23 protein-coding genes are annotated in these 26,352 nt (G+C 38.4%); 21 read left to right on the plus strand and 2 right to left on the minus strand.

Annotation, left to right across the window (positions count from 1 at the left end; genetic code table 11):
* The first annotated feature begins 25 nt into the window (after nucleotides 1-25).
* From MOO44_RS06485 to MOO44_RS06505, 5 genes are all read left to right on the plus strand, one after another.
* The gene (locus MOO44_RS06485) at nucleotides 26-904 is read left to right on the plus strand and encodes a YitT family protein (RefSeq protein WP_260116333.1); all 879 of its coding nucleotides are present in this window, start codon (nucleotides 26-28) and stop codon (nucleotides 902-904) included.
* A gap of 207 nt (nucleotides 905-1,111) precedes the next feature.
* Nucleotides 1,112-2,176: a CDP-glycerol glycerophosphotransferase family protein gene (locus MOO44_RS06490; RefSeq protein WP_260116334.1), complete on the plus strand. Its 1,065-nt coding sequence runs from the start codon at nucleotides 1,112-1,114 to the stop codon at nucleotides 2,174-2,176.
* Between the two features lie 25 nt (nucleotides 2,177-2,201).
* A complete protein-coding gene (locus tag MOO44_RS06495; protein WP_260116335.1) occupies nucleotides 2,202-3,011 on the plus strand; it encodes an ABC transporter permease in 810 nt (269 codons plus the stop codon).
* Nucleotides 3,012-3,025: 14 nt separating this feature from the next.
* Nucleotides 3,026-4,249, plus strand: a complete 1,224-nt coding sequence (locus MOO44_RS06500) for a CDP-glycerol glycerophosphotransferase family protein (RefSeq protein ID WP_260116336.1) — start codon at nucleotides 3,026-3,028, stop codon at nucleotides 4,247-4,249.
* Nucleotides 4,242-5,156 carry a deoxyribonuclease IV gene (locus MOO44_RS06505; protein ID WP_260116337.1) on the plus strand — a complete coding sequence of 305 codons (915 nt, stop codon included), beginning with the start codon at nucleotides 4,242-4,244 and terminating at the stop codon, nucleotides 5,154-5,156. The genes MOO44_RS06500 and MOO44_RS06505 overlap by 8 nt, the downstream gene beginning before the upstream one ends.
* A 36-nt stretch (nucleotides 5,157-5,192) precedes the next feature.
* On the opposite strand, the gene MOO44_RS06510 is transcribed toward MOO44_RS06505, so the two are convergent.
* Nucleotides 5,193-6,011 carry a pyruvate, water dikinase regulatory protein gene (locus MOO44_RS06510; protein ID WP_260116338.1) on the minus strand — a complete coding sequence of 273 codons (819 nt, stop codon included), beginning with the start codon at nucleotides 6,009-6,011 and terminating at the stop codon, nucleotides 5,193-5,195.
* 166 nt (nucleotides 6,012-6,177) lie between these two features.
* Between MOO44_RS06510 and rpsU the strand changes: the two genes are divergently transcribed.
* The 15 genes from rpsU to MOO44_RS06585 all read left to right on the plus strand — a co-directional run bounded on the left by rpsU (nucleotide 6,178) and on the right by MOO44_RS06585 (nucleotide 22,513).
* Nucleotides 6,178-6,366: a 30S ribosomal protein S21 gene (gene rpsU / locus MOO44_RS06515; protein ID WP_260116339.1), complete on the plus strand. Its 189-nt coding sequence runs from the start codon at nucleotides 6,178-6,180 to the stop codon at nucleotides 6,364-6,366.
* 70 nt (nucleotides 6,367-6,436) lie between these two features.
* Nucleotides 6,437-6,880: a GatB/YqeY domain-containing protein gene (locus tag MOO44_RS06520; protein ID WP_260116340.1), complete on the plus strand. Its 444-nt coding sequence runs from the start codon at nucleotides 6,437-6,439 to the stop codon at nucleotides 6,878-6,880.
* A gap of 124 nt (nucleotides 6,881-7,004) precedes the next feature.
* The gene (locus MOO44_RS06525; RefSeq protein WP_260116341.1) at nucleotides 7,005-7,979 is read left to right on the plus strand and encodes a PhoH family protein; all 975 of its coding nucleotides are present in this window, start codon (nucleotides 7,005-7,007) and stop codon (nucleotides 7,977-7,979) included.
* A gap of 11 nt (nucleotides 7,980-7,990) precedes the next feature.
* Complete coding sequence (gene ybeY / locus MOO44_RS06530; protein WP_260116342.1) at nucleotides 7,991-8,464, plus strand: rRNA maturation RNase YbeY; 474 nt, start codon at nucleotides 7,991-7,993, stop codon at nucleotides 8,462-8,464.
* Nucleotides 8,448-8,849, plus strand: a complete 402-nt coding sequence (locus MOO44_RS06535; protein ID WP_260116343.1) for a diacylglycerol kinase family protein — start codon at nucleotides 8,448-8,450, stop codon at nucleotides 8,847-8,849. The genes ybeY and MOO44_RS06535 overlap by 17 nt, the downstream gene beginning before the upstream one ends.
* 5 nt (nucleotides 8,850-8,854) lie before the next feature.
* Nucleotides 8,855-9,760, plus strand: a complete 906-nt coding sequence (gene era / locus MOO44_RS06540; protein ID WP_260116344.1) for a GTPase Era — start codon at nucleotides 8,855-8,857, stop codon at nucleotides 9,758-9,760.
* 24 nt (nucleotides 9,761-9,784) lie between these two features.
* Nucleotides 9,785-10,546, plus strand: a complete 762-nt coding sequence (recO, locus tag MOO44_RS06545) for a DNA repair protein RecO (protein ID WP_260116345.1) — start codon at nucleotides 9,785-9,787, stop codon at nucleotides 10,544-10,546.
* Between the two features lie 277 nt (nucleotides 10,547-10,823).
* Nucleotides 10,824-11,750, plus strand: coding sequence for a glycine--tRNA ligase subunit alpha (glyQ, locus tag MOO44_RS06550; protein ID WP_260116346.1), 927 nt, complete (start codon nucleotides 10,824-10,826; stop codon nucleotides 11,748-11,750).
* Between the two features lies 1 nt (nucleotide 11,751).
* Nucleotides 11,752-13,830: a glycine--tRNA ligase subunit beta gene (glyS, locus tag MOO44_RS06555; protein ID WP_260116347.1), complete on the plus strand. Its 2,079-nt coding sequence runs from the start codon at nucleotides 11,752-11,754 to the stop codon at nucleotides 13,828-13,830.
* Nucleotides 13,831-13,970: 140 nt separating this feature from the next.
* Complete coding sequence (gene dnaG, locus MOO44_RS06560) at nucleotides 13,971-15,833, plus strand: DNA primase (RefSeq protein ID WP_260116348.1); 1,863 nt, start codon at nucleotides 13,971-13,973, stop codon at nucleotides 15,831-15,833.
* Nucleotides 15,834-15,850: 17 nt separating this feature from the next.
* On the plus strand, nucleotides 15,851-16,957 hold the full coding sequence (gene rpoD / locus MOO44_RS06565; protein WP_260116349.1) for an RNA polymerase sigma factor RpoD: 1,107 nt from the start codon (nucleotides 15,851-15,853) through the stop codon (nucleotides 16,955-16,957).
* A gap of 87 nt (nucleotides 16,958-17,044) precedes the next feature.
* Nucleotides 17,045-17,752, plus strand: a complete 708-nt coding sequence (locus MOO44_RS06570) for a tRNA (adenine(22)-N(1))-methyltransferase (RefSeq protein ID WP_260116350.1) — start codon at nucleotides 17,045-17,047, stop codon at nucleotides 17,750-17,752.
* Nucleotides 17,739-18,539 (plus strand): Nif3-like dinuclear metal center hexameric protein, encoded by an 801-nt coding sequence (locus MOO44_RS06575; RefSeq protein ID WP_260116351.1) that lies wholly within the window; start codon nucleotides 17,739-17,741, stop codon nucleotides 18,537-18,539. Before MOO44_RS06570 ends, MOO44_RS06575 begins: the two co-directional genes overlap by 14 nt.
* 15 nt (nucleotides 18,540-18,554) lie before the next feature.
* Entirely contained in the window at nucleotides 18,555-19,796 is a 1,242-nt protein-coding gene (pepT, locus tag MOO44_RS06580; protein WP_260116352.1) for a peptidase T, read from the plus strand.
* A 119-nt stretch (nucleotides 19,797-19,915) separates the two neighbouring features.
* Nucleotides 19,916-22,513: an ATP-dependent Clp protease ATP-binding subunit gene (locus MOO44_RS06585; RefSeq protein ID WP_260117316.1), complete on the plus strand. Its 2,598-nt coding sequence runs from the start codon at nucleotides 19,916-19,918 to the stop codon at nucleotides 22,511-22,513.
* Nucleotides 22,514-22,560: 47 nt separating this feature from the next.
* On the opposite strand, the gene MOO44_RS06590 is transcribed toward MOO44_RS06585, so the two are convergent.
* Complete coding sequence (locus MOO44_RS06590) at nucleotides 22,561-22,746, minus strand: YjzD family protein (RefSeq protein WP_260116353.1); 186 nt, start codon at nucleotides 22,744-22,746, stop codon at nucleotides 22,561-22,563.
* Between the two features lie 124 nt (nucleotides 22,747-22,870).
* Here MOO44_RS06590 and dnaE point away from each other — a divergent pair, with 124 nt between their 5' ends.
* Nucleotides 22,871-26,242, plus strand: coding sequence for a DNA polymerase III subunit alpha (gene dnaE / locus MOO44_RS06595; RefSeq protein ID WP_260116354.1), 3,372 nt, complete (start codon nucleotides 22,871-22,873; stop codon nucleotides 26,240-26,242).
* The last annotated feature ends 110 nt before the right edge of the window (nucleotides 26,243-26,352 follow it).

Consider the following 26,352-nt stretch of genomic DNA (forward strand, 5'->3'; position numbering starts at 1 on the left):
TTTTTTTCAAAGGGGTAATTTAAGAATGGATGATGTACGACAGCTGTTTGAAAGGCACGAGTATTTAGCCAAAGCATCAATGGCGTTTTGTTATGCAATTACTGTTTCCGTCGCAATGAACTTTTTTTGGACACCAGGCCACATTTATTCATCAGGTTATACAGGGATTTCTCAATTAATTGATACAATGTCAAGTCGGTATTTGCCGTTTACGATTCCTACGGCAATCGGATTATTCTTGTTAAATATCCCTACATTTATTCTTGCTTGGAAGCAAATTGGTCATCAATTTACTGTTTTTACAGTAATTGCTGTTTTTTTAGCCAGTTTTATGATTAAAACCCTTCAACCAGTATATTTAACCAAGGATCCGATTATTTGTGCGATTTTTGGTGGGGTTGTGAATGGATTTGGGACCGGACTTTCGTTGAAGAATGGGATTTCCACTGGTGGTTTGGATATCTTAGGAATTGTGATTCGGCGTAAAACTGGTCGCACGATTGGAAATGTAAATATTTTATTCAATGTTTTTATCGTGATTGCTGCTGGATTAGCATATGGTTGGCCCTATGCCTTTTACTCTGCAATTGGACTGGTCGTTAATGCAAAGGTGATTGATTTAACTTACACTAGGCAGCAACTGTTGCAAGTAATGATTGTAACTGAACGTCCTAAGAGTGTTACTGATAGTGTTCAAAACCATTTACGACGTGGAATTACCATTATTCACGGAGCAGAGGGTGCTTATAATCATGCTAAAAAAACAGTATTATTTACAGTTGTTTCACGTTATGAAATGGGTGAATTTGAGGAAGCAATGAATGAATCTGATCCAGATGCGTTTACCACCATTTCACCAATTACTAAAATTATTGGCCGGTTCTGGGAACCGAAGGTTAAATAATCACATTAAAATTGTAAATTTTGATTTTCCTTTAATTTTAATGTTTGTTAAATTGAATTATGTTATAATATCCACTTGTATTTGCTAAGGATTCTATTAATTTAAGGGAATGATGGTGACGTTGTTGTGAAGGGAATCTATTTATGGCTGATTCGGGTAGTTTCATTATGTTTTTATTTTAAAAAGAAAGATAAAGTTGTTTACATAATGAGTTTTGAAAATAACCTGCGTTTAATTAAACGGATGGCGTCTTCAATGCCTAGTGGTCAATCATTGATTGTATTTTACGAACCAGATACTGAGGCTAGTGCGACCGATTTGGCTGCATTTGGGGTTAGTACCTATCAATTTCAAGATGGGCTTTCGTTTGTGTTTAAATCACTTCCCATTATCATGGGAGCTCGACTGATATTTTGTGATAATTACTATGCCTTTTTGGGCGGATTGATTCATTCTGCTAAAATGCGGGTAATTCAATTATGGCATGCTAATGGGGCCATTAAAAAATTTGGTTGGGAGGATTCACAGACCAAACAGCGTAGTAAGTCTGATCAAAAACGGTTTCAATTAGTTTATAATCAATTTGATGAGTACGTCGTTGCTTCTAAAACGATGGGAACGGTTTTTAAAAATAGCTACCACGTTCCATTTGACCGCATGCAACTACTTGGTTATCCTCGTTCTGATCGGTTTTTTAAGGATGATTGGTTAGCGCACGCTCGTGATCGGGTATATGCAGTTGCTCCTGAATTGCGTGATAAGCGGGTCATTTTGTACGCACCGACTTATCGTGACGGAATAGAGTTTAATCCGCCAGCTGATTTGGCAGAAGCAATCACTGCTGATGCGCAAGCTGAAGTAGTGGTTAAACTCCATCCGTTATTGAAAAATCAAGAAGCAGTAATTGCTGATCAAAACATTCAATCGGGAAATAGTAAAATTCATTTTTATAATCAATTATCAACTGCCGATCTACTTTCGGTGACCGATACGTTAATTACGGATTATTCTTCAGTTGCATTTGATTTTACCCTGTTACCCAATGCCCATTCGATGTTGTTTTTTATGTTTGATTTGAAGGAATACCAACAAAAGCCTGGGATTCAATCGGATCTATTAAACTGGTTACCAAGTCAGCCCATTTTAAAAACAGCTGATTTAGCAGTCGCAATTAAAAAAAACCAACGCACTGATTTTACTAAATTTAACCAGCATTGGAATACTTACAATGATGGCTTTGCTACTAAGCGGGTCATTGATCGATACATTTAGAATTAGATAAGGAAGTGTCAACGACTTGAAAGAAGTTGTAACGTTAATTAAAGAGCAGTTAGGTAACCTAGGAATTATGTTTAGAATTTCACGTTACCAAGATAAATCTGATTATCAAAGTCACTATTTAGGACTTGTTTGGGAATATTTATATCCATTAATTCAAATTGCTATTTATTGGATGGTGTTTGGCATTGGTCTGAAGAAGGGAGCTTCTGAAGGGGTAGATTACCTTTCTTGGATGGTAATTGGAATTACTCCTTGGTTCTTCATGAATAGTGTGACTTTAGATGCTTCTAAGAGTATCTATCAACAGGTGGGAATGGTTTCTAAAATGAAATTTCCCGTTAGTATTTTGCCATCGATTAAAATTATTAGTAACCTCAGTTCATTTTGGACAATGCTAGTTTTTTCCATCATTATTGGTTTCTTTAAGGGTGGCATTACCCCTAGTATTTATTGGATTCAATGGATTTATTACTTTTTTGCAATGATTATGTGGCTAGTGGCGTTTGGAATCTTTAATTCTACGGTTTCGATTCTAGTACGTGATTATCGAATTTTATTACAATCAGTAATGCGGATGTTATTTTACATGTCCGGAGTCTTGTTCAACTTCCAAACCGATGCCTTTCCACCCGCATTTGTTCGGATCTTACAATTAAATCCATTTTTCTATATTGTTAATGGCTTTAGAGAATCAATGTTTTCTGAAGCTTGGTTTTGGCAGCACTCGACCCTGACGATTATTTTCTGGTTATTCGTCATCTTCTTTTTATTGGTCGGTTCACATTTACATTATAAATTTAGATCACACTTTGTTGATTTAATTTAATTAGGAGGAATCTGATGCTTAATTCATTCGTCAAAAAATTGATAAAAATGGTTAAGGTCGTGATTCGCTATGGGCTCATCGTTATTAACGATGGGCTTATTTGGTTACCAGTTAAAAAAGGAATCGTGATTTTTGATAGTTTTAATGGACGTGATATAAATGATAACCCAGCTGCAATTTATCGGCAGTTAATCCATGATGATCCAAGCTTTGCCCAAACTGCTTTTTTTGCTGTTAAGCCTGATAAATATCAAGCATTACATGCACAATATCCTGAAATAAAACTATTGAAGCGGTTTATGCCCAAGTGGATTTGGTACATGGCTAGGGCTGAATTTTGGGTTTTTAACTCCAGAATGCCAGCTTGGTGGAAAAAGAACTATCGAACGTGCTACATTCAAACTTGGCATGGGACGCCATTAAAGAAATTAGGAATTGACATTAATAATGTTGAGATGCCCGGAACGGATACTAACCGCTACCATCGTCGCTTTATTGCTGAAACGAAACGTTGGGACTACTTAATTGCACCAAATCAGTATTCAAAGGATATTTTTAAGCGTGCATTTCAGTTTCACAATCAGTTTTTGGATATTGGTTATCCTAGAAATGATATTTTATATGCTGATAATAATAAACAACAAATTAATAAACTAAAACAGCAATTAATTGGGAACGTAAATCAAACTGTAATCACCTATGCTCCAACTTGGCGTGATGATCAATATGTAACACGGGGCCAGTATAAATTTGATTTACCATTTGATTTAAAGCGGTTCTTCCAAGTGGTGCCAAACGATACGATGCTAATCATTCGGCCCCATTATTTGATTAAGGACCACATTAACATTGAGGGATTTGAGAATCGGGTGAAAATATTAGCTGATGAAGATATTAGCTCAATCTATTTAATTACTGATTTATTAATTACTGACTATTCTTCTGTTATGTTTGATTTTGCGAACTTAAATCGACCAATGCTCTTTTATAGTTATGATTTACAACACTACCGTGATCAACTTCGTGGCTTTTATTTTGATTACCAAAGTCAATTACCTGGGCCACTTACTATTAATCAACAACAATTTTTTAAGCAATTGGAATTATATTCACAAACTGGAACGTTTAAAAATGAATATGATAAAATGAAGATGTTTAGAAAAAGATTTTGCAGCTGGGAATCAGCAGATTCTGCTGAACAAGTTGTTAAAATAATAAGGGGCGGAATTTATGAATGATCAATTTTTAATTGGCTCACACGTTAGCATGAAGAGTCCAAACATGTTTTTGGGTTCTGCACAAGAGGCTTTTAGTTATGGTGAAAATGCTTTTATGGTTTACACCGGTGCACCTCAAAATACGAAAAGAAAACCGATTGATGAATTAAAAGCTGATGAAGGTAAGCAGTTTATGCGTGAGCATGGGATTGTCTCAACCGTTGTTCATGCACCATACATTATTAACTTGGCGAATAAAGCTAAATTGCATAATTTTGAGTTTGCAATTCAATTTCTCCAAGAAGAAATTAAACGATCCGAAGCAATTGGGGCGACGCAAATTGTCCTGCATCCCGGTTCACATGTTGGCGCTGGTGCCGAGGAAGGTATTCAAAACATTATCACTGGTTTGAATGAGGTGATTCAGCCAGACCAAAAAGCGCAAATTGCACTTGAAACGATGGCTGGCAAGGGGACTGAAGTTGGCAGAACGTTTGAGGAACTAGCTCAAATTATTGACGGAGTGCACTTAAACGAGAAATTATCAGTGACCTTTGATACTTGTCATACTAATGATGCTGGTTATGACGTTAAAAATGATTTCGATGGGGTATTGGAACATTTTGACCATGTCATTGGGATTGAACGGCTCAAGGTGGTTCATTTAAATGATTCTAAAAATGAAATGGGTAGTCATAAAGATCGGCATGCAATAATTGGATTGGGGACAATCGGATTTGATGCATTGAATTATATTGCCCACCATCCCCAATTGACATCCGTTCCAAAGATCATGGAAACCCCAATGGTAAAATCAGAAGATGGCAAACAAAAATTTTCACCCCATGGCTATGAGGTTAAAATGCTAACTGATCAACATTTTGATCAAAATTTAGTTGATGATATTTTAAATCAAAAACCATTTTAAATTAAAAACCGTCATTAATTGACGGTTTTTAATTTATTAATGACGGTTATTAGTATCCAAATTAAGGCTTTCCATGATAATGGTGGCAGTTTCTTCAATTGATTTATTAAAGACGTTAATCACTACACAACCAATTTTATTATATAAATTTTTAGCGTACTTTAATTCCTCTTTTATATGAACCGGATCTGAATATGGGGTGTCTGGGCTGAGCCCGTATGCAACCATTCGAGCTCTTCTGATTTTCTTCAATGCCTTAGGGGTATTTGTTAACCCAAAAATACGATTAGGGTCAACATCCCAAATTTCTTGCGGGAGTTGGGTGTTCGGAGCAATTGGTACGTTTGCGACATTTAAATTTTTATTAGCTAGGTATAATGAAAGTGGCGTTTTAGAGGTCCTAGAAACTCCTAAAATAACGATATCAGCCTTAGTTAGCCCACCGGGGTTCTTACCGTCATCATTTGCAACGGCAAATTCCATTGCTGCAATTCGATCAAAATACTTTTCATTTAAGTCATGAACTAATCCGGGGACACGGACTGGTCGATCACCAGTCCGTTCACTAATGACATTTAACGAATTTTGCAAACAGTCAGAATTATAGAGACCGTTTTGAGCCGTAAAAGTGCGAATCATGCTGCTTAATTCATCGTTTACGAGCGTATGGAAGATAATGGCGTTATCTGCCAGTGCCATTTTAAGAATGCCAGTTAATATTGATTTAGTTTGAATAAATGGAAAGCGCTGGTAGTTAACATCAACGTCTGGAAACTGGGAGACCGCAATTCTAGCAACTGAAAATGCAGTCTCGCCGCTTGAATCTGAGATAATGTAAACGTTTAATTTTTTCATGGAAAACCTCCTAATTTATAAATTAATTTTAGCATATTTGAATTTTTTTTCAGAGTTATTGACTGTAAATTAATAGTTAGGTATAATTATTAAGAACTGATTTGTTAGGGACTAATTTAGCAATGCAAATTAGTTGTATTTTGAGCTCGGAGGGAGGGATTTTCATATGTCAAAAACAGTCGTTCGTAAAAACGAATCTCTTGATGATGCTCTTCGTCGTTTCAAACGTACCGTTTCTAAGAGCGGTACTTTGCGTGAATACCGTAAGCGTGAATTCTACGAAAAACCAAGCGTAAAACGTAAATTAAAATCCGAAGCAGCAAGAAAACGCAATAGTAAAAAGCGTCGCTTCTAATTTATAAAAACGTTCCTGTTGTATCAGGAGCGTTTTTTAGTGCAGAAATGTTGAAGGGAAATGGTGAATTATGAGTTTGAACGATGAATTAACGGCAGACTTAAAGAGTGCAATGAAGGCCCATGATAAGGAAAGCCTTGGTGTAATTAGATTATTAAAGGCGGCCTTGACTAATGAAAAAGTTAAGGTAGGTCACGATTTAACTCCTGACGAAGAAACTACCGTTGTAATGAAGGAATATAAGCAACGTAAAGAATCGATTGAAGAATTTAAAAAGGGAAATCGTGATGATTTAGTTGCCGAACAAGAATCACAATTAAAGGTTTTAGATAAGTACGTTCCAGAGCAAATGTCACAAGAAGAAATTAACCAGGTCGTAAAGGATACGATTGCTGCAGTGGGCGCTAGCGGTAAAGCTGATTTTGGAAAAGTGATGGGAGCCGTAATGCCAAAAGTTAAGGGTAAGGCAGATGGTTCATTGGTTAACCAAGCCGTAAAGGAACTACTACAATAATTCAATGACTAGGGGGATTATCCCTTAGTTATACATAACTCTTTAGGCCATCTTCTTTTTTAATTCTGCTTTTTGTGCTAATATTTTAGTATCATAATATAGCAAAGTAAGGGAGCATTATAATTTGACTGACGATAACGTTATAACTGATAGTTTCGTTTTAAGTAATTTAGACGATGAACCCGCATTATTAGGATCGCAAAATAAGTTTGTTACCCTATTAGAAGAGGGAATGGACGTTTCCATTAATGCTTTTGGGACTAAAATTAAAGTAACTGGGAATCCTGAAGGGGTTGAACATACGCTTGCCATTCTAAAAAATATGGTTGATTTAATTCATAATGGAATTGGATTGAATGATAGTGATTTTGTTAGTGCCATGAAGATGGCTAATAATGGAACCTTAGAGTACTTTAAAGATCTCTATAAACAAGTATTAATTAAGGATATCAAGGGTAATCCAGTCAGAATTAAGAACTTTGGTCAACGTCAATACGTGCAGTCGGTTCAAAAGAATGACGTTACCTTTGGAATCGGTCCTGCCGGGACTGGAAAAACTTACCTAGCAGTTGTAATGGCCGTTGCTGCCTTAAAAAAGGGAACGGTTGAAAAAATTATTTTAACCCGACCAGCAGTTGAAGCCGGGGAAAGTTTAGGATTTCTACCAGGAGATTTAAAGGAAAAGGTGGATCCATATTTACGGCCAATTTACGATGCGCTTTACTCCATCTTAGGAGCAGAGCATACTAATCGATTATTAGAACGCGGAATTATTGAAGTTGCTCCACTAGCATATATGCGTGGTCGAACGTTAGACAATGCATTCGTTATTTTGGACGAAGCACAAAATACCACTAGTGCCCAAATGAAGATGTTTTTAACGCGGTTAGGGTTTGAATCTAAAATGATCGTTAATGGTGATATTTCTCAAATCGACTTACCTAGGCATACTGCTAGTGGATTGGTCGAAGCACAAAAGATTCTTCAAAATGTTAAGAGCATTCGCTTTGTTTCCTTTTCTGCTGATGATGTGGTTAGACATCCAGTGGTCGCTAGAATCATTAATGCCTACGAAAGTTTTGCTGATACCAAAAAATAGGGGTAGATTAAATGGACTTGGAAATTTATGACGAGACGAAATCCGGTGCGGACCCAAAGGACGTTCAATTGATTAAGAATGTATTGGAGTACGCCGGTAAATATCTAAAATTACGTGATGATACTGAAATGTCAGTGACGCTAGTCAACAACGACCGGATCAGGGAAATTAACCGTGAATATCGGGGTGTTGATCGAGCAACCGATGTAATTAGTTTTGCAATCGAAGACGGTGATGATGATATTAAAATGCCACCAGAAATGGCTGCAGAAATTCCCGAAAATTTGGGGGATATCTTTGTTTCAGTTGATAAGGTCGCTGAGCAAGCTGATTTTTTGGAACATTCCTACGATCGTGAATTAGGCTTTTTAGTGGTTCATGGTTTTCTCCACTTAAATGGCTATGACCATATGAAACCTGAAGATGAGCAGGTAATGTTCCCACTCCAAAGAAAGATTATGGATTCATATGGCCTCAAAAGATAAACGTCAAGTTGAAAAAAATCACAGTTTTATTCAATCGGTTGCCCATGCTTTAAATGGGCTACGGGTGATGTTAATTTCTGAACGAAATTTTAGAACCCACTTAATTAGTGCAGCACTTGTTTTGGGATGTGCCTTTTTATTAGGGGCGTCCATTAATGATTACCTTTGGTTGCTGATTGCCATTTTTATGGTTTTAGTAGCTGAAACTGTTAATTCATTGGTTGAACGAATTGTTGACCTATTGGTTGGAAATCATTATAACGAACTAGCTAAGCAGGCAAAAGATATTGCTGCTGGAGGGGTATTACTAACTGCTCTTTCAGCAGCGTTGATTGGGATGTTAGTTTTGGTCCCGCTTTTGATTAAATTGATGCCGTGGAGGTAATTTTAATGGATAATCCTAATTTTAAATCTGGCTTTGTTGCCATTGTTGGGCGTCCCAATGTGGGGAAATCAACATTTCTAAATCGCGTTATTGGTCAAAAAATTGCAATTATGAGTGATAAAGCTCAAACGACCCGTAATAAGATTCAGGGGGTCTATACTACTGATGACTCTCAAATTGTGTTCTTAGATACTCCTGGAGTTCAAAAACCAAAGAGTAAATTGGGTAGCTTTATGGAAGAATCAGCAATGTCAGCCCTAAAGGATATTGATGCGGTGTTATTCATGGTAAGCGCCGTGGAGAAACGGGGGGCGGGGGATAATTTTATTATTAACCGCTTAAAAACAGTTCAAAAACCCATTTACTTAGTAATTAATAAAATTGATCAAGTCCATCCAAATGACCTATTACCGATTATGGATACCTATAAGAAGGCGTTAGATTGGGCAGGGGTATTTCCCATTTCAGCTCTGCAGGGTAATAATGTGGACGAGTTGTTGGCTGATTTAACTAACCACTTACCAAATGGTCCCCAATACTATCCAGAAGATCAGGTTACTGATCATCCTGAACGTTTTATTGTTGCCGAATTAATTCGTGAAAAAATTTTCCGCTTGACTAGACAGGAAATTCCTTATTCGGTTGCCATTGATATTGAAAAAATTCGTAAAAATGAAAATGGTAAGGTACAGATCCAAGCTTCCATTATTTTAGATCATGACAGTCAAAAGGGGATTGTCATCGGTAAAAAGGGTGCAATGTTGAAAAAAATTGGGACGCTTGCCCGTAGGGATATTGAGGACTTACTAGGAAGTAAGGTGTTTTTGGAGCTATGGGTACGAGTTCAGCCGGGGTGGCGTGATAAAAACTCGATTTTAAAGGAACTGGGTTACAAGAAAAATGACTATTAATAATTAAGGTAGGGTGTGGTAATAATGGCCATTAAAAAAAACGTCGTGTTTAATGGGATTTTATTATATCGCCGTAACTACCGTGAAAACGATATGCTGGTTAAGTTTTTTACGAATGAGAACGGAACCAAGATGTTTTTGATTCGAAGAGGACGTAAACAGGGCTTTAAAATGAGTGCCGATATTTTACCATTCACCTATGGTAAGTATGAGGGAAGTATTTCTCAAGATGGGCTTTCATACATTAAAGAACCGATTGAGACTCATCACTATCAGCAAATTAGCGCTGATATCCTATTAAATGCATACGCAACTTATATTATGAGTTTAATTGATACTGCGTTACCAGAAGGGGTAGCTAATCATAAGTGGTTCAACCAATTATTTTATGCCTTGGAATTGATTAATCATGCCATCGATCCAGCAGTGGTAACTAACATTGTTGAAATTCAATTATTAGAATTATTTGGGGTGCAGCCATGGTTACGTGATTGTGTAATCTGTCACCGTAATGATTTACCGCTTGACTATTCAGCTGCGTATAATGGGCTGATTTGTAGTCAACATTGGCACATGGATCCATTAAGATTTGGTTTAAGCCAGCGCACCGTTTATTGGTTTAGGAAGTTTTCAGTAGTTGAATTAAAAAAAATTAGGACCATTGATTTGAATCAAACGACTAAAACCCAGTTGCGAAAGCTATTAGACAGTATTTATGATGATACGGTTGGAATTCACCCTAAAAGTAAACGCTTTTTAGAAGAAATGAGTCAAAATCGGTTTTAAAAATTGACTTTTTGATAACGGTAAATTATGATTAAGTTAAATCTATATCGGTAATGAAAAAAGAGGGTTATAATTAACTTCTTTCCAGTGAGACTAGGGAAGTGGAAACTAGTCAAGAATGATTATAATTGGCGCTTTTCGAACTGAAACCATTTAAGCAGCTAATCGTAAATGATTAGAAGTAGGGTGGAACCGCGAATAAATCGTCCCTATGCAGATAACAGTTGTTATTTGCATAGGCTTTTTTTATGCCGTCACTATATAGGAGGAGTATTCAATGACTAAGAAATTGTCAATGCAAGAAATTATTCTAAAGCTTCAGGCATACTGGTCAAACCAGGGATGTTTATTAATGCAGGCCTATGATACAGAAAAGGGTGCGGGAACGATGAGTCCCTACACATTTTTACGGGCAATTGGTCCGGAACCTTGGAATGCAGCCTATGTTGAACCATCTAGAAGACCAGCTGATGGTCGGTATGGTGAAAACCCTAACCGGTTGTACCAACACCACCAATTCCAGGTGCTAATGAAGCCATCTCCTGAAAACATTCAAGAATTATACTTAGATAGCTTAAAGGAACTGGGTATCAATCCAGTTGAACATGATATTCGATTCGTTGAAGATAACTGGGAAAACCCATCCATGGGTTGTGCCGGTGTTGGTTGGGAAATCTGGTTAGACGGAATGGAAGTTACCCAGTTTACCTATTTCCAAGTTGTTGGTGGCCAGGAAATGGATCCAGTTGCATCAGAAATTACCTACGGACTAGAACGATTGGCCTCATACATCCAAGATGTTAATAATGTTTTTGACTTGGAATGGGGTTATGGAGTTAAGTACGGTGACATTTTTAAGGAACCTGAATACGAACACTCTAAGTATAGTTTTGAAGAAAGCAATCAAGAAATGTTATTGAATCTTTTTAACACCTATGAAGAAGAAGCCCATAAGCAAATTAAAAACGGGTTAGTGCACCCTGCCTATGACTATATTTTAAAGTGTAGCCACACCTTTAATCTTTTGGATGCCCGGGGCGCGGTTTCAGTTACTGAACGGGCTGGCTACCTTTCTCGGATTAGAAAAATGGCTAGATCTGTTGCTAAGGCATTCATTGAAGAACGTCGGAAGCTTGGGTTCCCACTAATTAAAGACGAAAAGAAACGCCAAGAACTACTAAAAGATGATAAGGAGGATAAATAAGATGGCACATACTTACTTATTAGAAATCGGGTTGGAAGAAATGCCCGCACATGTTGTTACCCCTAGCATTGATCAACTAGTAAAGCGTGCAAGCAAGTTTTTGAAGGAACAGCGGATTACCTTTGATCAAATTAAGCCATTCTCGACTCCACGAAGATTAACCCTAGAAATTACAGGACTTGCGGATAAGCAAACCGATATCGATGAATCAGTGAAGGGCCCAGCTAAAAAGATTGCAAAGGATGCTGATGGAAACTGGACGAAAGCTGCAATCGGTTTTTCTAAGGGGCAAGGAGCCACTCCTGACGATATTCAATTTAAGGAAATCAAGGGCACTGAATACGTATTTATTGAAAAACACATTGCAGGAAAGCCCGTTGCTGACATATTGCCAGCCATTAAGGATGTTATTACTAGTATGACATTTCCAACTCGGATGAAGTGGAATGTTTATCATCTTGAATACATTCGACCAATTCGGTGGTTAGTATCCATTTTAGATAATCAAGTGGTGCCATTTTCAATCTTAGATGTTGAAGCCGGTAGAACTACCCGTGGTCACCGTTTCTTGGGTCATGATGTTGAAATTGAAAATGCTGCTGATTATGAGGAGCAATTAGAAAAACAATTTGTGATCGTAGATGCACAGAAACGTAAGGCTAAGATCCAATCTCAAGTTGCTCAAATTGCTAGTGATAAGGATTGGGACATTAAGGTGAGTGCCTCATTATTGGAAGAAGTTAATAACTTAGTTGAATGGCCAACTGCATTTGCTGGTAATTTTGATCCTAAATATTTATCGATTCCAGCAGAAGTGTTGATTACTTCAATGCGTGATAACCAAAGATTCTTCTACGTTGTTGACCATGCTGGTAAATTATTACCTCATTTTGTTGCCGTGCGAAATGGTGATTTAAATGATATTCAAAATGTGGTTAGTGGAAACGAAAAGGTTTTGACCGCACGGTTAGAAGATGCAATGTTCTTCTACCAAGAAGATCAAAAACATTCAATTGATTTCTTCGTTGACCGTCTGAAACGGGTAAGTTTCCATGATCGAATTTCAACGATGTATGAAAAAATGGAACGGGTTCAAATTATTGTGGCTCAAATTGCAAAGCAAGTCGGTTTAACTGCTGAACAAGCTGCTGATGCTAAGCGGGCGGCACAAATTTATAAGTTTGATTTAGTGACCGAGATGGTTGGTGAATTCGCTGAGCTTCAAGGGGTCATGGGTGAAAAGTATGCATTACTAAAGGGTGAAAAACCAGCGGTTGCGACTGCAATTCGTGAACATTATCTTCCAGATTCAGCAAGTGGTCAGTTACCTGAAACTGCAGTGGGAGCAGCATTAGCCCTTGCTGATAAATTTGATAGCATCATGACCTTCTTTGCTGCTGGAATGATTCCATCTGGTTCAAATGATCCATACGCACTAAGAAGACAGGCAATTGGAATTGTGCGGATTTTAAACCAATACGGTTGGACATTACCATTATCTGATTCGATGGAAGCGTTTATCATTGCTGAACAGCGTGAGGATAAGGCACCTGATTTAGATCAAAACGCTATAATTAATAGTGTAATTGACTTTATTAAGGATCGGATTATTAACGTAATGCAATCTGCAAAATACCGTCATGATATTATTGAAGCTACGGTCAATGCTACTAATAACGACGTTTTATACATGCTTGATAGTGCAAAGGTCCTCTCACAAAAGATGGATGGTGAACACTTTAAGGAAATTATTGAAGCATTGAGTCGGGTAGTAAAGATTGCCACAAAGGCTAACTTTGCAGATGATGATTTAGTAATTGATCCATCGTTATTCAATAATGATTCTGAAAAGGCACTCTATGACGTTGTTAATAACATTAAGCAGGATTACTTTAGCGCCACTCCATCATCAGCTTATGAACAATTAGCTGGATTAGCAGCACCGATCAACGACTACTTTGAACAGACGATGGTTATGGATAAGGATGAATCGATCAAGAATAATAATTTAAGACAAATGACCCTTCTCTCTAACTTAATTAATTGGTTCGCTGCTGTAGAACGATTAATTGTTAAATAAAACGCCATTATTCTTTTGATTTAAAATGAATTATGGTATCATAAATTCAATTGTTTATTGAATCGGATTAAAAGTCGCATCTGAGTTATTGGAGATGCGACTTTTGAATGTTAGATTGTTTTTTTAATGGGGTGGTTAAGTTGGCTAGAATCCCAGAAGCCGTAATTGAAAACGTTAAGAATAGTGTTAATATTACCGACGTGGTCAGCCAATATGTCCAACTTAAAAAGTCGGGTAAAAATTTATTTGGCAATTGTCCCTTTCATGAAGAGCGGACCCCATCTTTCTCAGTTTCTGAGGATAAGCAGATTTTCCACTGCTTTAGTTGCGGTCGTGGTGGAAACGTTTTTAAATTCTTGATGGAAATTAAAAATATTTCATTCCCGGAAGCCGTAATTGAAGTAGCTAAGATGCAAAATATCAAAATTTCTGATCAGTATCTGACCGGTCCTTCAAATCAGGCTCCGAAACAAAGTGAAGATCAAAAACGGTTAATTGATATTCATAATCAAGTAGCACGTTTGTACCATCACATCCTAGTTAATACTAAGTTAGGTGAACATGCGTTAAGCTATCTCCATTCAAGAGGATTGGATGATGAAACGATTGATGAGTTCCAATTGGGGTTTGCTCCGCAGGAGAATTTATTACAGCCCTTTTTGAAACAACGAGAAGTTGATCAGCAATTAATGCATGCTTCAGGTTTATTCATTGAACGTGATGATGGGACCCTTTCTGATCGTTTTTTTAACCGGGTCATGTATCCCATTCGCAATCAAGCTGGGCAGACAATTGCATTTTCCGGACGGGTATTGGATAAACAGGCTAGTCAGGCTAAATACTTGAATAGTCCTGAGACCACTATCTTTAGTAAACGTGACGTTCTATTTAATTTAGATAAGGCGAAAGCAGCCGTTAGAACGACTAAGGATGTTATCTTATTTGAAGGCTTTATGGATGTTATTTCAGCATTTCAGGCGGGCGTTAAGAATGGGATTGCTTCAATGGGCACTAGTTTTACTGACCAACAAATTCATCAAATTGAGCGAATCACTGATCACCTGGAAATTTGTTATGATGGTGATGAGCCTGGTCAAAAAGCAATTAACCGGGCTGTTGATACGCTTGCTCATGCACGACTAAAACTAGGGGTGATTCAATTACCTAGTGGTGTTGATCCCGATGAATATCGGAAGCAAAATGGTGATGAGCAGTTTCAAAAGATGATTCAAACGGCGCGGGAAAGTCCAGTAACGTTCAAACTGCGGTTTTTGAAGTTGCATCGCAATTTTAATCGTGATGAAGACCGGGTCGATTATTTAAACGATGCGCTAGCGGTGATTGCTACTGTTGATACTCCAGTGGGTCGGGATGTTTATGTTAATCAATTGGTCGATCAGTTTCAGGTTGATAAGCAACTACTTCTTGATCAAATTAATGGAATTATCTTAAATAACCGTCGGAAGCGACGTGATTATCAAAATTACAATCAGCATAAGCAAATCGACGATTCTCAAATGGATATGATTCAAAGTCAACCCCAACCAAAACGGGTTAATAAAATTGAAAGTGCTGAGCAGTTTTTACTATGTCGAATGTTACATGATCACGATGTCTGGTTACGGGTGGCTAGTATTGATGGCTTTTGTTTTGCAACCGATCAATACCAGATGTTGTATACGCTAGCTGAAGGTTACTTTCATCAACATCATGACTATCATGTCGATGAATTTATTGCCACGATTAACGAACCGAGCTTAAAGCACCTAGTGGTTAGTTTAGAAAACCTATCAATCTCTAAGCAAAGTTATAAGGGTGAGATTGATGATTATGTTAATATAATCATGAACGAAGCTCCGCTAGAAAATCAGATTAAAGCAAAACAAAAACAACTGGTTGAATCTACGCGAACCGGTAATCTTCAAGAACAGATTAAAATTGGGATGGATTTAATTAAACTTGAACAACAAAAGCAACAACAATCAGGTAGGAATCAATCTTAATTTAGGAGGCTTTTTAAATGGCTGATGACAAAAAAACAGTAGAATACAAAGAATCATTGAAAGCAATGGTTAAAAAGTATAAAAAAGTGGGACACATTACCTACGATGAATTAAATGACACGATTATTCTTCCATTTAAGTTGACTGAGGGTGCTACCGATAAGTTACTTGAAAAAATCGAAGATGTTGGGATTAGCGTAGTGGATAAGAACGGTGACCCTGATCCACGGGCATTGAAGGCTGCTAACAACGTTACCAAAAGTGAATTAAAAAATAGTGCTTCTGCACCTACTGGAGTTAAAATTAATGATCCAGTGCGGATGTACCTCAAGGAAATTGGTCGGGTCCCTCTTTTAAAGGGTGAACAAGAAATTCAATTGGCCAAGCGAATTGAAAACGGTGATGAAGAAGCTAAGCAGGAATTAGCTGAAGCTAATTTACGGTTAGTAGTTTCAATTGCTAAGCGTTATGTTGGTCGTGGAATGCAATTTCTTGATTTGATTCAAGAAGGGAACATGGGGTTAATGAAGGCTGTTGAAAAATTTGATTACCGAAAGGGATTTAAGTTTTCAACCTATGCTACCTGGTGGATTAGACAAGCAATCACGCGTGCCATTGCTGATCAAGCTCGGACGATTCGGATTCCGGTTCACATGGTCGAGACCATTAATAAGTTGATTCGGATTCAAAGACAATTGTTGCAAGATTTAGGCCGGGAACCAACTCCAGAAGAAATTGGCGCTGAAATGGATATGCCAACCTCTAAGGTTCGGGGAATTCTAAAGATTTCTCAAGAACCAGTTTCACTAGAGACCCCAATTGGAGAAGAAGACGATTCACATCTAGGTGACTTCATCAAGGATCAAGATGCGACTAGTCCAGCGGACCATGCTGCCTATGAACTATTAAAGGAACAATTGGAAGGGGTATTGGATACCCTGACTGATCGGGAAGAAAATGTGCTTAGATTGCGGTTTGGACTAGATGATGGTCGTACTCGGACCCTAGAAGAAGTGGGAAAGGTATTTGGCGTTACCCGTGAAAGAATTAGACAAATTGAAGCAAAGGCGCTTCGCAAATTAAGACATCCTTCAAGAAGTAAACAATTAAAGGATTTCCTATAATAAATACGTAAAAGAAGAACGTTTTGTTCTTCTTTTTTTATTTTGTTATAATTTAACTATTAAATTAATTGAACGAGGGATATCAATTTGGATGGAAATAATTTATCGCAACGTTTAATGACGGTTGCACAATATGTAAAATCCGGTAGTCGGTTAGCAGATATTGGATCAGATCATGGTTACTTACCAATTTATCTTGCTAAAACAGGGCAAGTATCGTTTGCGATTGCTGGGGAAGTGGCGCTTGGACCACTGAGTAATGCTGAACATGAGATTAAAGTGGCTGGATTAAGTGATATCATCATGCCAAGGTTAGCAGATGGGTTAGCTGCAATTGAGCCAACTGATAATATTGATACGATTACGATTGCTGGAATGGGTGGTGGTTTAATCACCAGAATTTTGGAACAGGGTCGGGCAAAATTAACTAATTTACCAGATTTGATTTTACAACCCAATGTGGATGCGATTGACCTAAGAAAGTGGTTGGTTAATAATCATTATCAAATTGCTAATGAGAACATCTTGAAAGAAGATGCCCATATCTATGAGGTAATTCATGCCACTAGGGCTGATCGACCGGTACAATATTCACCACTTGAATTAATGTTTGGGCCGCATTTAATTGTAAATCAAAATACTGCTTTTGTTGAAAAGTGGCAGGGTAAAATTAAACGGTTACGAACTGCAATTACCCAAATGCAATCTGCAAAGGTTCCACCAATACAAAGAATTGCCAATTTGAATGACGAAATTAATACAATTCAGGAGGTTTTAGATAATGCGCGGAATTGATTTAATAAAGCGATTTGAACGGTTTGCTCCACGCTCAATTGCAGTGGAGCACGATCCAATTGGACTACAAATTGGGGATTTGAACCGACCGGTCAAGCGCTTAATGACCACTTTGGACGTTCGACCGGAAGTGGTTGACGAAGCGATTGAAAATAACGTTGATTTTATTTTTGCTCACCATCCAGTTATGTTTAGGCCAGCTAAAAATCTGGATTTGACGGTACCACAAAATAAAATGTATGCAGAGATTATCAAACATGATATTACCGTATATGCAGCCCACACTAATTTAGATGATGCTGATGGTGGGATGAACGATTGGCTAGCTGCAGCCATTGGGTTACATGAAACGACTGGACTGGTGGATTTAGGAACTACTGAGCATCCATTTAGTATGGGTCGTATCGGTGATTTAAGCACTGCAACGACCGTCTTAGACTTTGCTAAGCGGTGTAAGCAAATTTTTAATGTGGCCGGCTTAAGGTTAGTGTCACACCATCCAGATCAACTAATTCAACGGGTTGCAATTTTAGGTGGTGACGGGGGCAAATTTTTCAATATTGCTCAGCAAAAGGGCTCTGATGTTTATATTACGGGAGATGTCTATTATCATACTGGCCATGACATGTTAGCAGCTGGATTGAACGTGATTGACCCGGGGCATAATATTGAAAAAATCTGTATTGCCCACTTAGCAAACTTGTTTATTAAATGGGCCAATGAAAATGATTGGTCAATTGAAGTAATCCAATCTAAGGTCAATACCGACCCATACACTTTTATTTAACTAGGGGTAATTATTATGACAAATATGAAGTATCAATCACTGATACCACGATTTTTAAAGTACGTTCAAGTTAACACCAGATCAAATGAAGATTCTACGAAGGTTCCATCCACACAAACGCAGGTTGATTTTTTAAATCAATTAAAGGTGGAATTAACTAACATTGGATTGAGTAACGTTAGAACTAATGAACAAAGTGGCTACGTTTTTGCGACCCTGCCAGCAAATGTCAATCATCCAGCCACTAAGGTGGGCTTTATTTCCCATGTTGATACTGCTGATTTTAATTCTGAACATGTAACTCCTCAGATAGTTAAAGATTATGATGGAAAATCGACCATTAACTTGGATTCAAATGGGCAATATCAACTATCACCCGCTGTATTTCCTAGTTTAAAAAATTACGCCAGACAGACATTGATTACAACTGATGGAACAACGCTGTTGGGGGCGGATGATAAATCAGGAGTTAGTGAGATTATGACTGCAATGGAATTTTTAATTAATCATCCAGAAGTTAAACATGGTGAAATTGAAGTCGGATTTGGTCCCGATGAGGAAATTGGAACTGGTGCCGATCATTTTGATGTTCATGATTTTGGCGCAGACATTGCCTACACCGTTGATGGAGGTCCCCTGGGTGACTTACAATATGAAACCTTTAATGCGGCATCTGCAACGGTTGAAATCACTGGAACCGACGTGCATCCCGGTGCGGCTAAGGGTGTGATGGTAAACGCATTGCAATTAGCAGTTGATTTTCAAAACAGTTTGCCAGAACATGATCGTCCTGAATTGACTGATGGTCGGGAAGGTTTCTTCTTTCTGCTAAAGATGAGTGGCACTCCGGATGCAGCTCGATTAGATTATATTATTCGTGACCATGACCATGATCAATTCGAGCAACGAAAACAGTTATTTGAACAGGTAGCTACTAAACTCAATCAACAATTCGCCGCTCCTCGGGTAAAGGTAACCGTTAAGGATCAGTACTATAATATGGCTGAGGTCTTAAAAAAGGACATGACGGCTGTTGAAATTGCTGAACAAGCGATGCAAATTCAAGGAATTAAGCCATTGATTTTTCCCGTTCGGGGTGGGACCGATGGTTCAAAGATTTCGTTTATGGGATTACCGACCCCAAACTTATTTGCAGGTGGGGAGAATATGCATGGCCGTTTTGAATACGTCTCTGAACAAACAATGGAACGGGCTGTGGATGTAATTATTGAGATTGTTCAATTAGTTGTTAAATAATTAGATTTGGTCAAGTTTGGTCAAATTATTTCAAATTTAAAATTAATTCTGATATGATACTTATGGACTCTTTATACGGGTTCATAGGTATTTTATTTTGAATGGAAATGAGTGATATTTTGAATCCAGATAATTTAACGGATGCCGTGTCACAAGCATTGGCACAGGCTCAAAAAATTACGATTACTAGAAAACAACAACAAATTGGGATTCCCCAACTATTTAAATTTTTAATTCAACCTGGTGAATTAGGCCGGCAAATTTTTGCTGATTTAGGGTTGGATGTTAAACAATTAGAACAAGAAATTGACACAGAAATTGATCAAATTGCCACCGTTGAGGGCGATGTCCAATATGGACAGGGCCTTAGTAGTGAGTTATATGATTTACTTCAGCGCGCTGATCAGATTAAGAGCGATTTAGGGGATGAATACGTCGCAATTGATACCCTAACGATTGCTTTGATGCAATTAAATGGGGAAAAATTATCTGACTACCTAAAGCAACAGGGCATCACTGAGCAAAAAGTAAGGAATGAAGTGGATAAAATTCGTGGGGGTGAAAAAGTGACATCTAAGGACCAAGAAGATAATTTTCAAGCGTTGAAAAAGTACGGGGTCGACTTAGTTGCGGAAGCACGGGCTGGTAAATTAGGCCCCATTATTGGTCGGGATGGAGAGATTTTAGATGTAATTAGAATTCTTTCCCGAATGACTAAGAATAACCCCATTTTAATTGGTGACCCTGGAGTGGGGAAAACCGCAATCGTTGAAGGATTAGCTAAACGAATTGCAGTGAATGATGTCCCAGATAATTTAAAAAATAAGACCTTATTTGAGCTAGATATGAGTTCTTTAATTGCTGGTGCTAAGTATCGGGGCCAATTTGAAGAACGCCTTAAGGCGGTTTTGAAGGAAGTTAAAAAATCAGATGGGCAGATCATTATGTTCATTGATGAAATCCATAACATCGTAGGGGCCGGTAAGTCCGAAGGTAGCATGGATGCTGGGAATATTTTAAAGCCAATGCTAGCTCGTGGTGAATTGCATTTAATCGGTGCGACGACCCTAGATGAATATCGTCAGTACATGGAAAAGGATAAAGCCCTCGAACGGCGTTTTCAACGGGTATTAGTGAAACAACCTAGTGTTGACGATACCATTACGATTTTGCGTGGAATTAAGGAACGTTTGGAAATCCACCACGGGGTGCGAATTCACGATAACGCCCTAGTGGCAGCTGCAAAGCTATCTGATCGCTACATTACTGACCGTTATCTTCCTGATAAGGCAATCGACTTGGTGGATGAAGCATCATCAACGATTGAAGTGGAAATGAACTCTAGCCCTACTGAACTGGACCAGTCCAATCGGCAGTTAATGCGTGAAGAAGTTGAATTAGCAGCATTAAAAAATGAAACTGATGATGCGTCTAAGAAACGGCTTGCGGAATTAAAACCACAGGTGGAAAACACCCGGGAAAAGGTTAACAGTTTAAATGCCCGTTGGCAGCGTGAAAAGGACTCGATCAATAAATTAGGAGATAAGAAGCGTCAATTAGATCAGGCTAAAAACGAATTAAAACAGGCTGAAAGCAATTATGATTACAGCAAGAGTGCTGAATTAAAGAACGGCACGATTCCCAAACTAGAAGCCGAATTGAAACGAATGGAATCAGAAGATCATTCTAAGGACTGGTTAGTTGAAGAATCAGTTACCAGCAATGAAATTGCCGACGTAGTTAGTCGGCAAACTGGGATTCCGGTTAATAAATTAGTCCGTGGAGAACGTGAAAAATTATTGCATTTAGCAGATAATTTACACCAACGAGTAATTGGTCAAGATGCTGCTGTTAATGCGGTTGCAGATGCAGTAATTCGTTCGCGTGCTGGGCTTCAAGATCCTAGTAAGCCCCTTGGATCATTTCTATTTTTGGGGCCCACTGGAGTTGGAAAGACCGAATTAGCGAAGGCCTTAGCTGAGGACCTGTTTGATTCTGAGGATCATATGGTCAGAATTGATATGTCTGAATACATGGAAAAGGAATCGGTTTCTAGGTTAGTAGGGGCTGCCCCTGGATACGTTGGTTATGAAGAGGGTGGTCAATTGACCGAAGCCGTTCGGCGCAACCCATATACGATTGTATTATTTGATGAGATTGAAAAGGCGCATCCAGACGTGTTTAATATTTTGTTGCAGGTATTAGATGATGGGCGGTTGACTGATAGTCAAGGCCGAACGGTCGACTTTAAGAACACCATTTTAATTATGACTTCTAACCTGGGCTCAGATATTTTACTGAATGGAACGGATCAAAATGGAACCATTAGTGATGATGCTCGTAAACAGGTTCAACAACTTTTGAAGAGTCACTTTAGACCTGAATTTTTGAACCGAATCGATGCTGAAATTATGTTCACGCCACTAACATTAAGGGATGTCGAACAGATTGTAGTTAAGGTGATTAATAGTCTTTCAAAGCGGCTCGCAGAACAAGAAATTAAACTTACGATTACTGAAGCTGCTAAGCAATGGATTGCAAAGCGTGGTTATGAACCGCAATACGGAGCTAGACCACTACAGCGGTTTATTACTAATAATGTTGAGACGCCACTAGCTAAGCAAATCATTGGGAATCAAATTGAACCGCATAGTACGGTTGCAATTGACTTAGTTGATGATCAACTTAGTTTTAAAACGACTACCAATAGTAAATAAAATAAAAGCTGCTGACTAAACGTCAGCAGCTTTTATTAATTTAAATGTTAAATTCTTTTATCCGAAAGTAAATTAATTCCGTTAACGGCAATTAATGCAACGACGGCGGCAACGATTCCAACTCCGACGTAGTTGACAGTAACGCTCGATAATGCTGAATTAATGTATCCTAAGACATCCCCAAAAATGAATGCCCAGAAAATAACAGTAATATTTGCAATTACAGTCCGCATATTATCCACCTCGCATTAACTAGAATTTTATCACAAATTATGAAAAAAACAATTTAAAACGAATAATAATGTTGAAATTTACTTGATTCGCAATTAATATGATTGAAGAGAAAGGATGGTTGCCATGGGATTCGTACCACTCCAAGTAATCAGTAGTTACAGCTTATTACAAAGTACCATTTCAATCAATGAACTAGTTACAAAAGCACAAGCACGGGGATACCAAAGCTTAGCACTTACCGATCAAGATGTAATGTATGGAGCGGTAGAATTCTATAACGCATGTAGAAATGCGGGGATAAAGGCGATTATTGGCATGACTGTATCAATCGCCGGTATTTTAGATCCAGAAACGGAATTTCCGGTGATACTACTTGCGAAGGATCAAATTGGCTATCAAAATTTAATGCGAATCGCAACGATTAAGCAAACTGGTGATAGTCATCAAATTTCATTTGAACAAATAAAAGCATGGATGAATCACCTATTCGTTATTTTACCACTCAATGGGGAATTAAATTCACTAGTTGATCAACAATCAACTAGTTGTGATGAATACATCCAGGTACTGCAAACATGGGTTGCTCCTGATGACTTGCACTTAGGGATTTCATCGAGTTTAGAGCCAACAATGTTGGCACGTTATCAAGAACTTAGTAGTCGTTATCATTCTGCACTGGTAGCAGTTGATCCGGTTGAATATATTAATGCTGAAGATTACTTTGCTAATCAGGTATTAAAATCAATTGAAAATAGTGATCAAATGAATGTGTCAGTTACGAACCGCAATCAAGTTGGTCGCAATTGGCTGAGGCCCGTTTCGACCGTTGAACGTGAATACGCTCGCAATCATCTCCAAATGGCACTGGAGCGCAATGTTTATATTGCCGAGCAATGTAATGTTAAAATTGAAAAGAAACCGACCCAGTTACCAGCATTTAAGACTCCCGATGGACAAACATCCAAACAATATTTAAAGTTGCTTTGTCAACAAGGCTTGAAAAGCCGGTTAATAAGGAACCACATTGCAGCTAATCAAGCACATCAATACCAAGCCCGCTTAGACCATGAACTAGATGTAATTGCTCGGATGGGGTTTGCTGATTACTTTTTAATTGTCTGGGATGTGATCAATTACGCCCATTCAATTAACATTACGACTGGACCTGGAAGGGGGTCTGCTGCTGGTTCGTTAGTGGCATACGTGCTTTCGATTACCGATGTCGATCCGATTGAATACGACCTGTTATTCGAACGGTTTTTAAATGAAGAACGGGCCCAGATGCCTGATATTGATTTGGATATTCCTGATGATCGACGTGATGAAGTTCTACGCTACGTTCACGATAAGTACGGCCATGACCGGGTGGCACAGATTATTACTTTTGATACTTTAGGGGCTAAGCAGGCACTGCGTGATATTAACCGGTCCTTTGGGGTTAGTAATGAGCGTGCTGACCAATGGAGTAAGGCGATTCCAGCTGGCATTCATGTTAGTTTACGGGATGCTTATGAACGCTCTTTGGCGTTACAACGGCTGGTAAACACCGATTCGTTGACCCAATTAGTCTATCAAACGGCATTGAAACTAGAGGGACTTCCTCGTCATTTTTCGACCCATGCTGCCGGAATTATATTGAGTAACCAACCGTTAGTCAATATGACACCGTTGCAAAACGGGAAGGATGAATTATTGATGACCCAGTACTCAAAAAACTACGCTGAAGAGGTAGGATTACTTAAAATTGATTTTTTGGGGCTGCGTAACTTATCATTATTAGCTGCAATTATTGAGTTAGTTCACCATAGTGGTAATCCTGATTTTGATATTCATCAGATTAACATTAACGACCAAGCAACGCTGCAATTATTTCAACGTGGTGATACCAATGGAATCTTTCAATTTGAGTCTAGTGGAATTAAAAATGTTTTAAGACAGGTGTTCCCAGATAACTTTAGTGAAGTGGCCGTTGTCGATGCACTGTATCGGCCGGGCCCAATGCAAAACATTGGCGTATTTATTAAGCGTAAGCATGGGCAATCCCCGGTTGATTTTCCAGATCAGGCCCTGGCGCCCATTTTAGCACCAACTTATGGAATTATTGTGTATCAAGAGCAGGTAATGCAGGTAGCATCTGTAATGGGTGGCTTTACGCTCGGACAATCTGACGTTTTAAGACGGGCCATGAGTAAGAAAAAGCAATCAGTTATGGATTCCATGCGGATTAAATTTATTGCTGGAGCGGAGCAACGGGGATTTTCCAAAGCGGTTGCAAACACTACTTTTGACTATATTGACCGGTTCGCTAGCTATGGGTTTAATAAATCCCATGCGGTTGCCTACAGCAAGATGGCTTTTCAATTGGCGTATTTAAAGACGCACTACCCACTCCAGTTCTTTACTGCCGTTTTTAATTCTGAATTGGGGAATAAACCCAAAGTGAGAACCTTTCTATTGGAAGCTAAACGCCGTCAACTTCAAATTACACCACCGAGTGTGAACGTTAGTTTTCGTTATTTTACCCTACAAAATAATGGGATTGTATTTGGTTTAGCAGCGATTCGCGGGGTGCGGAGCGATTTAATTACGGAGTTATTAACGACTCGGAAGTCAGTTGGCGTTTTTAAGGGGTTCGAAGATTTAATTCAAAGAATGGATGCTAAGTTTCGGAAGCCCGAGATTATCGAGCCGCTAATTTATTCCGGGGCATTAGATTGTTTCGGCTTTCATCGTTCTGAGTTAATTGCTTCGTTGCCAGAATTTTTGGAATCGATTAACTTGAGTGGTGGATCGATCGAATTATTACGATCATTACAACCGAAGCTGAAATTTCAAGATGAGTTTCCCACCAGTGTAATCTTAGAGAATGAACAAAAATACCTGGGGGTTTATCTTTCTAGCTATCCGACAGAACAATTTAGTGATGTGATCAATGCGTTTCATGCCAAGAGTGTTAGTGAACTCCCGCAATTAGTTAATCAACAGGTCAACATGGTGGTTTATACTAACCGTGTTAAATCCATTCGAACCAAGAAGGGTGATCAAATGGCATTTGTTGATGGTAGTGATTCAATCGGGGATGTTGATATTGTGGTCTTCCCAAGGGTTTATCAACAATGCCAAGCACTGCTTAAACCCCAACGGGTCCTAATGATAACTGGAAAGGTCGAAAACCGTGATGGAGATAAATTTCAATTAATTGCTAATCAAGTTCAAGCGGCCGCAAACGTACAGAATAAATTAAAAGCACGGGGAAAAGCTGCTGGAATTTGTTTTATTCAAATTACCGCTGAAAATAATCAGCCGGACCGTTTAAAGCGGTTGAATCAAATTATTATGGCTAATCCGGGCCCGTATCGTGTTTTATTATACTGGGCACAGCGGAAGCAAAAACAGTTGTTGAACCAACAAAGTTCGATTAGTCAATCCACTGAAGTTCAAACTGAATTGTTCAAATTGCTGGGACGGAAAAACGTTGTTTACCAAAAACGTTAAAAATATCCTAATGCCAATAAAAAACGGGTTTAAAAGCAGACAGCAAAGATTAAAAGTGATACAATTACTTGTGTAATCCAATATGTGGAAATTAGTTCACTAGTTTGCGA

This window comes from Nicoliella spurrieriana (genome assembly GCF_023380205.1).
GTDB classification, from domain to species: domain Bacteria; phylum Bacillota; class Bacilli; order Lactobacillales; family Lactobacillaceae; genus Nicoliella; species Nicoliella spurrieriana.

Excerpts from the sequence above, each read along its gene's own strand:
- MOO44_RS06485 (WP_260116333.1), top strand. The coding sequence starts at position 26 with ATGGATGATGTACGACAGCTGTTTGAAAGGCACGAGTATTTAGCCAAA.
- MOO44_RS06490 (WP_260116334.1), top strand. The coding sequence starts at position 1,112 with ATGAGTTTTGAAAATAACCTGCGTTTAATTAAACGGATGGCGTCTTCA.
- MOO44_RS06500 (WP_260116336.1), top strand. The coding sequence starts at position 3,026 with ATGCTTAATTCATTCGTCAAAAAATTGATAAAAATGGTTAAGGTCGTG.
- MOO44_RS06505 (WP_260116337.1), top strand. The coding sequence starts at position 4,242 with ATGAATGATCAATTTTTAATTGGCTCACACGTTAGCATGAAGAGTCCA.
- MOO44_RS06510 (WP_260116338.1), bottom strand. The coding sequence starts at position 6,011 with ATGAAAAAATTAAACGTTTACATTATCTCAGATTCAAGCGGCGAGACT.
- rpsU (WP_260116339.1), top strand. The coding sequence starts at position 6,178 with ATGTCAAAAACAGTCGTTCGTAAAAACGAATCTCTTGATGATGCTCTT.
- MOO44_RS06520 (WP_260116340.1), top strand. The coding sequence starts at position 6,437 with ATGAGTTTGAACGATGAATTAACGGCAGACTTAAAGAGTGCAATGAAG.
- ybeY (WP_260116342.1), top strand. The coding sequence starts at position 7,991 with ATGGACTTGGAAATTTATGACGAGACGAAATCCGGTGCGGACCCAAAG.
- MOO44_RS06535 (WP_260116343.1), top strand. The coding sequence starts at position 8,448 with ATGGCCTCAAAAGATAAACGTCAAGTTGAAAAAAATCACAGTTTTATT.
- era (WP_260116344.1), top strand. The coding sequence starts at position 8,855 with ATGGATAATCCTAATTTTAAATCTGGCTTTGTTGCCATTGTTGGGCGT.
- recO (WP_260116345.1), top strand. The coding sequence starts at position 9,785 with ATGGCCATTAAAAAAAACGTCGTGTTTAATGGGATTTTATTATATCGC.
- glyQ (WP_260116346.1), top strand. The coding sequence starts at position 10,824 with ATGACTAAGAAATTGTCAATGCAAGAAATTATTCTAAAGCTTCAGGCA.
- glyS (WP_260116347.1), top strand. The coding sequence starts at position 11,752 with ATGGCACATACTTACTTATTAGAAATCGGGTTGGAAGAAATGCCCGCA.
- rpoD (WP_260116349.1), top strand. The coding sequence starts at position 15,851 with ATGGCTGATGACAAAAAAACAGTAGAATACAAAGAATCATTGAAAGCA.
- MOO44_RS06575 (WP_260116351.1), top strand. The coding sequence starts at position 17,739 with ATGCGCGGAATTGATTTAATAAAGCGATTTGAACGGTTTGCTCCACGC.
- pepT (WP_260116352.1), top strand. The coding sequence starts at position 18,555 with ATGACAAATATGAAGTATCAATCACTGATACCACGATTTTTAAAGTAC.
- MOO44_RS06590 (WP_260116353.1), bottom strand. The coding sequence starts at position 22,746 with ATGCGGACTGTAATTGCAAATATTACTGTTATTTTCTGGGCATTCATT.
- dnaE (WP_260116354.1), top strand. The coding sequence starts at position 22,871 with ATGGGATTCGTACCACTCCAAGTAATCAGTAGTTACAGCTTATTACAA.